Source organism: Serratia sp. 201 (genome assembly GCF_037027545.1).
GTDB classification, from domain to species: domain Bacteria; phylum Pseudomonadota; class Gammaproteobacteria; order Enterobacterales; family Enterobacteriaceae; genus Serratia; species Serratia bockelmannii.
In genome coordinates this window covers 1,246,372-1,259,804 of record NZ_JAXCHC010000001.1, presented here as the reverse complement: position 1 = coordinate 1,259,804, position 13,433 = coordinate 1,246,372, and the positions used below count along the sequence as shown (strand labels likewise).

At 60.6% G+C, this 13,433-nt stretch carries 13 protein-coding genes; 5 read left to right on the top strand and 8 right to left on the bottom strand.

What is annotated here, in order from left to right; all coding sequences use genetic code 11:
• Positions 1–142: 142 nt before the first annotated feature.
• The gene (gene dauA / locus WA302_RS06495) at positions 143–1,831 is read left to right on the top strand and encodes a C4-dicarboxylic acid transporter DauA (RefSeq protein ID WP_043141525.1); all 1,689 of its coding nucleotides are present in this window, start codon (positions 143–145) and stop codon (positions 1,829–1,831) included.
• A gap of 45 nt (positions 1,832–1,876) precedes the next feature.
• On the opposite strand, the gene kdsA is transcribed toward dauA, so the two are convergent.
• The 6 genes from kdsA to hemA are packed head-to-tail and all read right to left on the bottom strand — an operon-like array spanning position 1,877 to position 7,251.
• Entirely contained in the window at positions 1,877–2,731 is an 855-nt protein-coding gene (kdsA, locus tag WA302_RS06490) for a 3-deoxy-8-phosphooctulonate synthase (protein WP_043141843.1), read from the bottom strand.
• Between the two features lie 58 nt (positions 2,732–2,789).
• The gene (gene sirB1 / locus WA302_RS06485; RefSeq protein ID WP_016928096.1) at positions 2,790–3,599 is read right to left on the bottom strand and encodes an invasion regulator SirB1; all 810 of its coding nucleotides are present in this window, start codon (positions 3,597–3,599) and stop codon (positions 2,790–2,792) included.
• Positions 3,596–3,997 (bottom strand): SirB2 family protein, encoded by a 402-nt coding sequence (locus WA302_RS06480; protein ID WP_170310367.1) that lies wholly within the window; start codon positions 3,995–3,997, stop codon positions 3,596–3,598. Before WA302_RS06480 ends, sirB1 begins: the two co-directional genes overlap by 4 nt.
• A 41-nt stretch (positions 3,998–4,038) precedes the next feature.
• Positions 4,039–4,872, bottom strand: coding sequence for a peptide chain release factor N(5)-glutamine methyltransferase (gene prmC / locus WA302_RS06475; RefSeq protein WP_043141530.1), 834 nt, complete (start codon positions 4,870–4,872; stop codon positions 4,039–4,041).
• Positions 4,872–5,957, bottom strand: coding sequence for a peptide chain release factor 1 (gene prfA / locus WA302_RS06470; protein WP_016928099.1), 1,086 nt, complete (start codon positions 5,955–5,957; stop codon positions 4,872–4,874). Before prfA ends, prmC begins: the two co-directional genes overlap by 1 nt.
• Positions 5,958–5,988: 31 nt before the next feature.
• A complete protein-coding gene (gene hemA, locus WA302_RS06465; RefSeq protein ID WP_025302494.1) occupies positions 5,989–7,251 on the bottom strand; it encodes a glutamyl-tRNA reductase in 1,263 nt (420 codons plus the stop codon).
• 467 nt (positions 7,252–7,718) lie between these two features.
• On the opposite strand from hemA, the gene lolB reads away from it, so the two are divergent.
• From lolB to prs, 3 genes are all read left to right on the top strand, one after another.
• A complete protein-coding gene (lolB, locus tag WA302_RS06460) occupies positions 7,719–8,342 on the top strand; it encodes a lipoprotein insertase outer membrane protein LolB (RefSeq protein ID WP_043141534.1) in 624 nt (207 codons plus the stop codon).
• Positions 8,339–9,205: a 4-(cytidine 5'-diphospho)-2-C-methyl-D-erythritol kinase gene (gene ispE, locus WA302_RS06455; protein WP_043141536.1), complete on the top strand. Its 867-nt coding sequence runs from the start codon at positions 8,339–8,341 to the stop codon at positions 9,203–9,205. The genes lolB and ispE overlap by 4 nt, the downstream gene beginning before the upstream one ends.
• 174 nt (positions 9,206–9,379) lie before the next feature.
• The gene (prs, locus tag WA302_RS06450) at positions 9,380–10,327 is read left to right on the top strand and encodes a ribose-phosphate diphosphokinase (RefSeq protein ID WP_004941061.1); all 948 of its coding nucleotides are present in this window, start codon (positions 9,380–9,382) and stop codon (positions 10,325–10,327) included.
• A gap of 185 nt (positions 10,328–10,512) precedes the next feature.
• On the opposite strand, the gene ychH is transcribed toward prs, so the two are convergent.
• Positions 10,513–10,791 carry a stress-induced protein YchH gene (gene ychH / locus WA302_RS06445; RefSeq protein ID WP_025302491.1) on the bottom strand — a complete coding sequence of 93 codons (279 nt, stop codon included), beginning with the start codon at positions 10,789–10,791 and terminating at the stop codon, positions 10,513–10,515.
• A 301-nt stretch (positions 10,792–11,092) separates the two neighbouring features.
• Between ychH and pth the strand changes: the two genes are divergently transcribed.
• Positions 11,093–11,683 carry an aminoacyl-tRNA hydrolase gene (gene pth, locus WA302_RS06440; RefSeq protein ID WP_004941053.1) on the top strand — a complete coding sequence of 197 codons (591 nt, stop codon included), beginning with the start codon at positions 11,093–11,095 and terminating at the stop codon, positions 11,681–11,683.
• 37 nt (positions 11,684–11,720) lie between these two features.
• On the opposite strand, the gene WA302_RS06435 is transcribed toward pth, so the two are convergent.
• Positions 11,721–13,250, bottom strand: a complete 1,530-nt coding sequence (locus WA302_RS06435) for a SulP family inorganic anion transporter (protein WP_025302490.1) — start codon at positions 13,248–13,250, stop codon at positions 11,721–11,723.
• Between the last annotated feature and the right edge of the window lie 183 nt (positions 13,251–13,433).

Below are 13,433 nucleotides of genomic sequence, written 5' to 3'. Positions count from 1 at the left end.
CGACTCTCTGATTTCCTGTGCCAAATTGACACAGGTCTGGTAATCCGCTGAACAAAAGGCGTATGGTATCTGTCACGTGACAAGACGGACCTCATCGGGCCCGCCATTCCTTTCACTTTTGAAGATTTGGTACGCACCGTAGATGAAAACGCATGAAATAAACAAAATTCGCCCCTTCAGCGCGCTGATAGATGCCTGCTGGCGGGAACCTTATAGCCTGGCGCGGTTGCTGAAAGACGCTATCGCCGGGGTGACGGTCGGTATTATCGCCATTCCGCTGGCGATGGCGCTGGCGATCGCCAGCGGCGTGCCGCCGCAGTACGGCCTGTATACCGCCGCCATCGCCGGCATCGTCATCGCCGTCAGCGGCGGTTCGCGCTACAGCGTCTCCGGCCCCACCGCCGCCTTCGTGGTGATCCTCTATCCGGTCTCGCAGCAGTTTGGCCTGGCCGGCCTGCTGGTCGCCACGCTGATCTCCGGGGTATTTCTGCTGCTGATGGGGCTGGCGCGCTTTGGCCGGCTGATCGAATACATTCCGCTGCCGGTGACGCTGGGCTTTACCTCCGGCATTGCCATCACCATCGCCACCATGCAGATCAAGGACTTTTTCGGCCTGCAGCTGGCGCACACGCCGGAAAATTACGTTGGCAAGCTGTACGCCCTGCTGCAGGCGCTGCCAACGCTGGATCTCGGCGATACCCTGATCGGCGCCGTGACGCTGCTGATCCTGATCTTCTGGCCCAAGCTCGGCCTGCGGGTGCCCGGCCACCTGCCGGCGCTGCTGGCGGGCACCGCGCTGATGGGGCTGCTGACGCTGTTTGACCACCCGGTGGCGACCATCGGTTCCCGCTTCAGCTACCTGCTGGCCGATGGCAGCAGCGGCCAGGGCATTCCGCCGATCCTGCCGCAGCTGCTGCTGCCCTGGGATCTGCCGGGCGGCGGCGGGCAGCCGTTCACCCTGAGCTGGCAAACCGTTTCCGCCCTGTTGCCGGCGGCATTTTCGATGGCAATGCTCGGCGCGATCGAGTCGCTGCTGTGCGCCGTGGTGCTCGACGGCATGACCGGTAAGAAGCATAACTCGAACAGCGAACTGATCGGCCAAGGCGCGGGCAACATCATCGCGCCGTTCTTCGGCGGCATCACCGCGACCGCCGCAATTGCCCGTTCAGCGGCCAACGTGCGCGCCGGCGCCACCTCGCCAGTGTCCGCCATCATCCACGCGCTGCTGGTGCTGTTGGCGCTGCTGGTGCTGGCGCCGTGGCTCTCTTATCTGCCGCTGGCGGCGATGGCGGCGCTGCTGTTGATGGTCGCCTGGAACATGAGCGAGGCCCACAAGGTGGTTTACCTGCTGCGCCGGGCGCCGAAGGACGACATTCTGGTACTGCTGCTGTGCATGTCGCTGACGGTGCTGTTCGACATGGTGATCGCCATTACCGTGGGCATCGTGTTGGCGTCGCTGCTGTTTATGCGCCGCATCGCCCGCATGACGCGGCTAAGCGAACTGAGCGCCGATGACGGCCGCCTGGTGCTGCGAGTGAATGGCCCGCTGTTCTTCGCCGCCGCCGAGCGCATCTTTACCGAACTGCTGACGCGCAGCGAAAGTTATCGCACGATCGTGCTGCAATGGGATGCGGTGCCGGTGCTCGACGCCGGCGGTCTGAGCGCCCTGCGTCGCTTTATCGACGTGCTGCCGGCGGACAAGAAACTGGTGATCACCGACGTGCCGTTCCAGCCGCTGAAAACCCTGGCGCGCGCGCGGGTGCAGCCGATCGAGGGCCGCTTGCAGTTCTATCCGACGCTGCCGGAAGCGCTGGCGGCCACCGGCGCCTAAACGTAAAAAAGCCCGACAAGTCGGGCTTTTTTTGGCGATGAACGCTTAGTTGCTGGTATCCAGGTCCGGGAAGCTCTTCACCAGGTCGTCGATGGCTTTCATCTGCGCCAGGAACGGCTCCAGCTTGTCCAACGGCAGCGCGGAAGGACCGTCGCACTTGGCGTTGTTCGGATCCGGGTGCGCTTCGAGGAACAGGCCGGCCAGGCCAACCGCCATGCCGGCGCGCGCCAACTCGGCCACCTGAGCGCGGCGGCCGCCGGACGCGGCGCCGAACGGATCGCGGGTCTGCAGCGCGTGGGTCACGTCGAAGATCACCGGATGGCCGCCGGTCACGTTCTTCATCACGTTGATGCCCAGCATGTCGACCACCAGGTTGTCATAACCAAAGTTGCTGCCGCGATCGCACAGGATCACCTGGTCGTTGCCGCCTTCTTTGAATTTGTCGACGATGTTGCCCATCTGCCCCGGGCTGACGAACTGTGGCTTCTTGACGTTGATCACCGCGCCGGTTTTCGCCATCGCTTCCACCAGATCGGTCTGACGCGCCAGGAAGGCCGGCAGTTGGATCACGTCAACCACTTCAGAAACCGGCTGCGCCTGCGCCACTTCATGCACGTCGGTGATGATTTTCACGCCGAAGGTTTTCTTCAGCTCTTCGAAGATCTTCATCCCTTCTTCCAGGCCCGGACCGCGGTACGAGTGGATGGAAGAACGGTTGGCTTTGTCGAAAGAGGCTTTGAATACGTAAGGAATGCCCAGTTTTTGCGTCACGGTGACGTAGTGCTCGCAGATGCTCATCGCCAGATCGCGCGATTCCAGCACGTTCATACCGCCAAACAGCACAAACGGCAGGTCGTTTGCTACGTCGATGTCGCCAATGCTAACCACTTTCTGTTTCATGCTTTCGCCTTTGTTAAGGTTGTAACCGTCGCCTTGCAAACTGCACGGAGTCATTGAATTAATGCAGCGTCACCTGTTTCGGCTCAATCGAGTGGATCTGTACTTTGATCACTTCGCTGACCGGGTCTTCAGGACACTGCTCGACAAAATAGTTGAGATCGGAAATCGCGATGTGGTTGCACTCCAGCTGGGCATAAATCAGCCCGCGGTCGCGGATCTCGTACGGATCTTCCGGATCGAAGCACAGCACCGTTTCGCTGGTGCGCAGCGCCATTTCCAGCTGCTTTTCTTCCATCAGGGCGGCCTTCAGCGTATCCAACATCTTGCGCACCACCATGATGTTCTCCGACTCGTCGAGGTCGTCGTCTTCCAGTTCGGCACCCAGCCCCAAGTTGCCCTTGATCCACACTTCCAGCTGGTGCTCGCTCAGGGTTTCGCCGTTCAGCGGGTTGATCAGCCACAGCTCTTCGTCCAGCCAATCGGCGCGCAGGATCAGCTGAGTGGGGAAAATCACCGGCAACAGCGGCAGATCCAGCGCGTTGGCGATGTGCAGGAAAATGGTGCCTAGCGAGACCGGCGTGCCCTGCCGCCCTTCCAGCACCTTGTCCAGCCAGATGGCGTCCGACAGGCGGTAAACGCCGCTGGCGCCGCCGAATCCCCAGGTTTTGTAGAACAGTTCGATGAGCGCATCCAGTTGCTGCTCCTGAGTGATATCGACCGGCACCGCCGCACGCGCTTCATCCACCAGCTGTTGCAGCTTGCGCTCCACGTCGGCAGCGGGAAAATCGCGCCGCACCGACTGCGACACCAGGATCACCCCTTCGCTCAGCGGCGAGGTGTTAAATTCAAAATCAGCAATGCTACTCATAGGTATCCCATCAGAAACGGTATTTTCGTCGTGGCAAGTTTAATTATCAGATACAGACAGCCCAACGCCAGCACGAACGCCACGGTTCGCAGCCGCTGACTTTTGGTCTTCTTGCCCAATGCGACGTAGCCAAGCAGGATATAGATAATAACGCCAAACAGCTTCTCGGTCAGCCATGAGTCCATACCCAGCAGCGGATAAAACCCGAACGTCACCACCAGCGCGATGCCGCTGACGAACAGCAGCGTGTCGTTCAGGTGCGGCGCTACCTTGACCCAGCGGCGCCCCATGATCGGCGAGCGGCGCCACTGCCAAAAGAAACGCAGCACAAACAAGGTAATACTGATGGCGACCGTCAGCAAATGGAAATGTTTCAACGCGGTGTATGCAGTCATGATGCTCCCTTAAATGGCCCGGGCGTCGTTATTATGAGGGGCGCTTATCCCGGCCATTGGCCGAGCGTCACGCGGTCGTTGTCGCCGTAATCACGGTGGGTGGCGACAGCGGAAAATCCGGCGGCCTGCAGCAGCGCGCGCACGCTCTCGCCCTGCTGCCAACCATGTTCCAACAGCAGCCAGCCCTGCGGCTGCAAATAATGCGGCGCCTGGCGCACGATGGCGGCCAGATCCGCCAGCCCGTGCTCGGCGGCAACCAGCGCGCTACCGGGTTCAAAGCGCACGTCGCCCTGCGACAAATGCGGATCGGCGGCGTCGATATAGGGCGGATTGCTGGCGATCAGCGCGAAGCGTTGCCCCGCCACCGGCGCAAACCAGCTGCCCTGTAGAAATCGGACGTTGTCGATCTTCAGCTTGTGCGCATTGTGCTGCGCCAGCGCAACCGCCTCCGGCTGCACATCGATGCCGATAGCCGAACAATCCGGGCGCTCACTGGCCAGCGCCAGCGCGATGGCGCCGGTGCCGGTGCCAAGATCGAGGAAATGGCAGGGTTGCGGCGGCAGGCGCGTCAGCGCCAGTTCCACCAGGCATTCGGTATCAGGGCGTGGGATCAGCGTCGCCGGCGAGACCGACAGCGGCAGCGACCAAAACTCGCGCTCGCCCACCAGATAGGCCACCGGCTCACCGCGTTCGCGGCGCGCCAGCAGCGTCTCCAGCTGCTGTTGCTGCGGCGGCGTCAGCAGGGTTTCCCCGAACGCCATCAGGAAGGTTCTGGCCTTGCCGGTCACGAAACCCAACAGGATTTCCGCGTCGCGCCGGGCGCTGTCGCTGTGGGTCAAACGCGCGGCGGCGGCTTTCAGCCAGTATTGATAATCCATCACTCTTGCTCGGCGGACAGCGCAGCCAGCTGATCGGCCTGATACTCCTGCACGATCGGCTGGATCAGCATGTCCAGTTTGCCTTCCATCACTTCGTCCAGACGGTAGAGCGTCAGGTTGATGCGGTGGTCGGTTACCCGCCCCTGCGGGAAGTTGTAGGTGCGGTTGCGGTCGGAACGATCGCCGCTGCCCAGCAGGTTGCGGCGAGTGGACGCCTCGGCCTGCTGGCGCTTGGCCATCTCGGCGGCGCGAATGCGCGCGCCCAGCACCGACATCGCCTTGGCTTTGTTTTTGTGCTGCGAACGTTCGTCCTGGCACTCCACCACGATGCCGGTCGGCAGGTGGGTGATGCGGATCGCCGAGTCGGTGGTGTTAACGTGCTGGCCGCCGGCGCCGGAGGAGCGGAAGGTGTCGATTTTCAGATCGCCCGGGTTGATGTCCGGCAGCTCGGCTTCCGGCACTTCCGGCATCACCGCCACGGTACAGGCGGAGGTGTGGATGCGCCCCTGGGATTCGGTTTCCGGCACGCGCTGCACGCGGTGCCCGCCGGATTCAAACTTCAGCTGACCGTACACGCCGTCGCCGGAAACTTTGGCAATCACTTCTTTGAAACCGCCGTGTTCGCCTTCGTTGGCGCTCATCACCTCGACACGCCAGCGGCGGCTTTCCGCATAGCGGCTGTACATGCGGAACAGATCGCCGGCAAAGATCGCCGCCTCATCGCCGCCGGTGCCGGCGCGCACTTCGAGGAAGCAGCTGCGCTCATCGTCCGGATCTTTCGGCAGCAGCAACACCTGCAGCTGCTGCTCCAGCGCTTCGCTGGTCGCCCGCGCCTGTTTCAGCTCTTCCTGCGCCATCTCGCGCATTTCCGGATCGTCCAGCATCATTTCCGCCGTCTCCAGATCCTCCTGCACCTGACGCCATTCCAGGAAGCAGCGGCTGACGTCGGTCAGCTGCGCGTATTCTCGCGACAGCGCGCGGAACCGGTCTTGCTCGGCGATGACGCCGGCATCGCCGAGCAGCGCCTGCACTTCTTCATGGCGCTCTTGTAACGCTTCCAGTTTGGCAACAATAGAAGGCTTCATGCGTGGTAATAAACCCTGTTAATAGAGAAAACTAATGCTGATCCAGCCCGAGGCTGTCGCGTAATAACTGCAACCGCTCCACGTCGCCGTCGCCGGCGGCCTGCTGGAGGGATTTGGTAGGGGCATGAATAAGACGGTTGGTCAGTTTATGGGCCAGCTCGTGAATAACCTGCTCCACGTTGGCGCCCTGCGCGATGGCGGCCAGCGCTTTGGCCTCCATTTCCGCGCGAATTTGGTCAGCCTGCGAACGGTAGTCGCGGATGGTTTCCACCGCGCCCTGCGAACGCAGCCAGGCCATGAAGTTGATGCTTTCCTGCTGCACGATCGACTCCGCCTGCACCGCCGCCGCTTTGCGCTGCGCCAGGTTGCTTTGAATGATGGCGTGCAGATCGTCCACGCTGTACAGATAGGCGTTGGCCAGTTTGCCGACTTCCGGCTCGATATCGCGCGGTACGGCGATATCCACCAGCAGCATCGGCTGGTTGCGGCGCGCCTTCAGCGCGCGCTCCACCATCCCCTTACCGATGATCGGCAGCGGGCTGGCGGTGGAGCTGATGATGATGTCGGCGTCCGCCAGGCGTTCGTCGATCTCCGGCAGGGTGATCACTTCTGCGCCCACCTCGTCCGCCAGCAGCTGCGCGCGCTCGCGGGTGCGGTTGGCGATGATCATGTGCCGCACTTTGTGTTCGCGCAGGTGGCGCGCCACCAGCTCGATGGTTTCACCGGCGCCCACCAGCAAGACGTTGAGATCGGCCAGCGATTCGAAGATCTGCCGCGCTAGGGTACAGGCAGCAAACGCTACGGAGACCGCGCTGGCGCCGATTTCGGTTTCGGTGCGCACGCGCTTGGCGACGGAGAAGGATTTCTGGAACAGACGCTCCAGCTCGCCGGACAGCGACTGGCCGCGTTGCGACTCGGCGAAGGCCTTTTTCACCTGGCCGAGGATCTGCGGTTCGCCCAATACCAGTGAGTCCAACCCGCTGGCCACCCGCATCAGATGGCTGACCGCGTCGTTGCCCTGATGCCAGTACAGGCTTTTCTTCACCTCTTCCGGGCGCAGGTTGTGATATGCGCACAGCCAGGCGACCAGCTGCTCGTGCATGTGTTCCTGTTGCTCTACGCTGAGGTACAGCTCGGTGCGGTTGCAGGTGGACAACACGACACCGCCCTGCACCAACGGTTGTTGGAGCAAGCTGGTCAGCGCCTCATCGATGGACTCTGGCGAGAAGGTCACCCTTTCACGCAGAGAAACCGGAGCGGTTTTGTGATTTATACCTAACGCCAGCAGGGTCATTGCTTCGAGTAATACTTATCTTGGTACGGGTTCTCGTTGAACGGCATTCTACTTGATGCGCGGGATCAATAAAAGTAACAACCGCATCTTCCGTTCAATCGCTGTCATAGATGACATCAATTAATGAATAAGCAATAAATACAGCGGGATAAATAGTCATAGGCTAGGTTGATTGCTTAAATTTTAGCGCAGTTTGCGATAACGCGCACGCTATTCGGCGTACGCAACGGCGGCGTTTGCGCAACTCCGGCACCGCTTATCGGGCGCGCCTCCCCGCCTTTAGGCGATTGTGTTACGCTTAATGGCGACCCCGACGCGCGTACCGGGTTGGCATTGCGCCGGCAAAAGCGGAAAGATTCAACGCGATGCAGCAAAAAATTGACGCGCCGCCGCCGCCCCGTTAGCGTGAGCGCTGAATCCGGGTTTCATCGCGCATGCCCGCAAGGACAAAAGGACAAGAGAAAGTTATGCCAATACGCAAAGTTAGTTTGCTCCGTCTGATCCCGCTGGCCAGCCTGGTGCTGGCCGCCTGTACCACCACCAAGCCGACCGGCCCGGCCACCAGCCCGACTTCACCGCAGTGGCGCGCCCATGAGCAGGCGGTGCAACAGCTCAGCACCTATCAGACCCGCGGCTCCTTCGCCTACTTGTCTGATCAGAAAAAAGTCTACGCCCGCTTCTTCTGGCAGCAGTTCTCGCCGGAGCGCTACCGCCTGCTGCTGACCAACCCGCTGGGCAGCACGGAAATGGATCTCAACGTGCAGAAAAACGTGGTGCAGCTGACCGACAACCAGGGCAAACGCTACGTCAGCGACAACCCGGAAGAGATGATCCGCAAGCTGACCGGCATGGCGATCCCGTTGAACAACCTGCGCCAATGGATGCTCGGCCTGCCGGGCGAAGCCAACGATTTTGCGCTGGACGATCAATATCGCCTGAACAAGCTGACCTATCAGCAAGGCGGCCAGACCTGGAAGGTGGATTACCAGGGCTACAGCAACGACGTGCAGCCGACGCTGCCGAACCGTCTGGAGCTACAGCAGGGTGACCAGCGCATCAAGCTGAAGATGGATAACTGGACGCTCAAATGATCCGCCAGTGGCCCTCCCCCGCGAAACTCAACCTGTTTTTGTACATCACCGGCCGTCGTGAAGACGGCTATCACCTGTTGCAGACGCTGTTCCAGTTTTTGGACTACGGCGACACCCTGACCATCGACCCGCGCCAGGACGACCGCATTCATCTGCTGACGCCGGTCGACGGCGTGCCGGACGAGCAGAACCTGATCGTGCGCGCCGCCCGCCTGCTGCAGCGCTATTGCGATGAGCGCGGCCTGCAGACCGCGCCGCGCGGCGCCGACATCAGCATCGACAAGCGCCTGCCGATGGGCGGCGGCCTGGGCGGCGGCTCCTCCAACGCCGCCACCGTGCTGGTGGCGCTGAACGAACTGTGGCGCTGCGGTCTTGGCGACGACCAACTGGCAGAGTTGGGGCTTAGCCTCGGCGCCGACGTGCCGGTGTTCGTGCGCGGCCACGCCGCCTTCGCCGAAGGCATCGGCGAGCGCCTGCAGCCGGCCGAGCCGCAGGAAAAATGGTATCTGGTGGCGCATCCTGGCGTCGGCATCCCGACGCCGGTTATCTTCGGCGACCCCGAATTAAAAAGAAACACCCCGGTTCGCTCCTTAAGTGAGCTGTTGCAGGCGCCGTACGCAAATGATTGCGAACCGATCGCAAGAAAACGTTTTCGCGAGGTTGAACAGCTTCTTTCATGGCTGTTAGAATACGCCCCGTCACGCCTGACTGGCACAGGTGCTTGTGTGTTTGCTGAATTCGACACAGAAATCGCCGCCCGTCAGGTGTTAAATCAAGCCCCGGAGTGGTTGTGTGGTTTTGTAGCGCGCGGCGTTAACGTCTCCCCACTACATCGCATTCGTTCCGGGCGGTTTGAGTCGTAGCTCAACGTTTCGCTGCGCAGGGTCATGCACACCTGGCCCTGTTATCCCTGCGCTGCCTGCGGTCTCAATTTTAGTTTTACATACCCGTATGTATATTGCGCCGGCGTCGCCAACTGCCCCTTGGCGATGTCGTATGACAATATCTTCTCTGGACGCAAGCCTGAGGTTCTTCTCGTGCCTGATATGAAGCTTTTTGCTGGTAACGCCACCCCGGAACTAGCACAACGTATTGCCAACCGTTTGTACACCAGCCTTGGTGACGCCGCTGTAGGTCGTTTTAGCGACGGCGAAGTGAGCGTGCAAATCAACGAAAATGTACGCGGCGGTGATATTTTCATCATCCAGTCCACCTGTGCCCCGACCAACGACAACCTGATGGAACTGGTTGTGATGGTCGACGCCCTGCGTCGCGCCTCCGCAGGTCGTATTACCGCCGTTATCCCTTACTTCGGCTATGCCCGCCAGGATCGCCGCGTGCGTTCCGCGCGTGTACCCATCACCGCCAAGGTGGTTGCCGATTTCCTCTCCAGCGTAGGGGTTGACCGCGTTCTGACGGTGGATCTGCATGCTGAGCAGATTCAAGGCTTCTTCGACGTACCGGTAGACAACGTGTTCGGCAGCCCGATCCTGCTGGAAGACATGCTGCAGCAGAACCTGGAAAACCCGATCGTGGTTTCCCCGGACATCGGCGGCGTAGTGCGTGCTCGCGCCATCGCCAAACTGCTGAACGACACCGACATGGCCATCATCGACAAACGCCGCCCGCGCGCGAACGTTTCTCAGGTGATGCACATCATCGGTGACGTGGCAGGCCGCGACTGCGTGCTGGTCGACGACATGATCGACACCGGCGGTACCTTGTGTAAAGCGGCTGAAGCGTTGAAAGAACGCGGTGCCAAGCGCGTATTCGCCTACGCGACGCACCCGATCTTCTCCGGCAACGCCGTGGACAACATCAAGAACTCGGTGATTGATGAAGTGATCGTCTGCGATACCATTCCGCTGTCGCCGGAAATCAAGGCACTGAAAAACGTTCGCACTCTGACCCTGTCCGGCATGCTGGCTGAAGCCATCCGCCGCATCAGCAACGAAGAGTCGATCTCTGCGATGTTCGAGCATTGATTCGTCGTCTTTCCGGTGCGGCGCCCACCGTGCCGGAAAGATAGCGAGCCCGACAGCAGAAAAAGAAAAACCCGTTGGTGCGTGAGCAACAACGGGTTTTCTACTCGTAGTCCAACATGACCTCAGACCTTAATGCACGGCAGATATTCCCTTGCCCTGCTCTTGCTTCCCTTCTGATTTTTTAATCAATGCGACGAACGATGTTGGTCGTTACGGCACCGTTTATCAAAGTGTTTTACCCACCAGTAGCGATCCGCCACCTGCTCGCGGCCGCCTATACGCGCGCCCACCAGCCATAACAGCGCGCCGACGAAGATACTCATGATGGCGCCGTGGGCGAAAAATTGCGGTAAATTGAACTGGGAAACTTCAGCAATAATGGAGTATCCAACGCCGCCGATCATCACGACCAGCCCCAGCCCCATAAAAAAGTTGCCCATTCTGTCCGCGCTTCTACGTTTCATATGCCACCTCCATGATTGCCATGTGCCAACCGGGATAACGCTGCAACTTGTTAACCCACTTTGATAAGTTAAGTATAGTCCTTGTTATGGCAAGGGGATTGCGGAGGCGATCACAAATGGTAAAGAATTATTGACACTTCTTAACACGCCACTGAAAATTAGCAGACAAATTGAATGATTCAGCTAATGAATCATTCGTCTTTCTTACCAACGCCGAAGGCAGAGATCGGATTTTGTCATTCACCGCCCCGACAGGTAGACTAAGGCCCTTTCCATTACCCTGATCATAGTGAATCTCCCAGTGAGCAGTATTAAATTGATAGTCGGCCTGGCCAACCCGGGCGCGGAATACGCCCAGACACGCCACAACGCCGGCGCCTGGTACGTCGATCTGCTGGCACAGCGCCACAATCAGCAGTTGAAAGAAGAGAGCAAGTTCTTCGGCTACACCGCCCGTTTGAATCTGGCGGGCAACGACGTGCGCCTGCTGGTGCCGACCACCTTCATGAACCTGAGCGGCAAAGCGGTGCTGGCGATGGCCAATTTCTACCGCATCGAACCCAACGAGATCCTGGTGGCGCACGACGAGCTGGATCTGCCGCCCGGCGTGGCAAAAATCAAGCTCGGCGGCGGCAACGGCGGCCACAACGGCCTGAAAGACATCCAAAACAAGTTCGGCAATAACCCGAACTTCTACCGCCTACGCATCGGCATCGGCCATCCGGGCGACAAGAACAAGGTGGTGGGCTTCGTGCTCGGCAAGCCGCCGGCCAGCGAGCAGAAGATGATTGACGAAGCGATCGACGAGTCGCTGCGCTGCACCGAGATGCTGATGAAGGACGGGCTGGAAAAAACCGTTCAGCGCCTGCACAGCTTCAAGGCGCAGGCCTGAACCTTACCGCAGCGGGCGCCCTGCCCGCTGCCGGCTTTTAGCCGCGCGGGTTGAAGGTCTCCTCGCCCACGCGGCGGTCATCGGCGGCGAACCCCTCCTCCGCCACGTAATACTGCGGATCGTCCAGTTCATGGCTGCAGAACGGCCCGGCGCGCTTGAGCAGGCGCACGCAGTCACCGCTCAGGTGGCGCAGACGAATGCTTTTCCCCGCCGCCAGATAACGCGCCGTCAGCTTATCGATCGCTTCTACGCCGCTGGAATCCATCACCCGGGTGCCGGCAAAGTCCAGCACCACGTTCTGCGGATCGCCTTGCGGCTCGAACAGCTCGGCAAAAGCCGCGGCCGAGCCGAAGAACAGCGGACCATCGAGCCGATACACCGCCACGTCGCCCGTCACCTGCCGCTGGCGCACGCGGATGCGTGCCTGCTGCCAGGCGAACACCAGCGCCGAGATAATCACCCCGCTGATCACCGCCACCGCCAGATCGGTAAAGATGGTGATCAACGTGACGGCGATCATCACCAGCGCGTCCGCCTTCGGCATACGACGCAAACGGCGCAGCGAACTCCACTCGAAAGTGTTGTAACACACCACCAGCATCACCCCGGCCAGCGCCGCCACTGGCAGCAGGCCGATATAGCGCGACAGGCTAACCACAAATAAAATCAGCAGGATAGCGCCCACCGTGCCGGAGATGCGCCCGCGCCCGCCCGAGGTGAAGTTGATGATCGACTGGCCGATCATCGCACAACCGGCGAAGCAGCCGAACAGGCCGCACACCGCGTTACCGGCGCCCTGCGCGATACTCTCGCGGTTGCCGTTCCCCTTCTTGCCGCCCATTTCATCCAGCACCGTCATGGTCAGCAGCGATTCAATCAAACCGACCAGGGCAATCACTACTGCATAGGGTAGCACCACCCGCACCATCTCCAGGGTAAACGGCGCCGTCGGCAGGCTGAAGTGCGGCAGCGCGCCGGAAATGTCCGCCAGATCGCCCACCCGCAGCGTATGCAGATTGAGGCCGATCGCCAACGCCGAGACCACCAGCAGCGCCGCCAGCGAAGACGGAATGGCTTTGGTCAGGCGCGGGAACAGCACCACCACCGCAATCGCCAGCGCCACCAGGCCGTACATTAGCGGGCCCTGCCCGGCGATCATCTTCAACTGCGCCAGCATGATGACGATCGCCAGGCCGTTGACGAAGCCGTGGATCGCCGGCAGCGGCACCAGACGAATGAACTTGCCCAGCCGAAAGGCGCCGATCAGGATTTGAATCCCCCCGGCAAACAGCGTGGCCCACAGTACGTAACCCATGCCGTACTGCGCCGCCAGGCTCATCAGCACCACCACAATGGAACCTGCGGCGCCGGAAACCATGCCCGGCTTGCCGCCGAACAGCGCCGTGACCAGGCCGATAATAAACGCGGTATGCAAACCGACGATCGGCGAAAGACCGGCGACCAGCGAAAAGCCGACCGCCTCGGGGATCATCGAAACCGCCACCACAAAGCCCGCCAGGACTTCATTTTTAACGTCCGCGATCCTGACGTTACTCAGGTTAAACATGCATTATTCACTTATGACAGATGACATCATCTCCCCGCGTAGCGGGTATGGGGTACCGCAAGGGGCGGCAGACTGCTGGCGGGCACAGCTCAGGGTGGCGTAGGCAAGAAATACATCCGGCGCGTTTCCTGTCGGTTAATCGGAACGGCCAGTATGGGTAAATGTGATCCAAATCTCAATCAA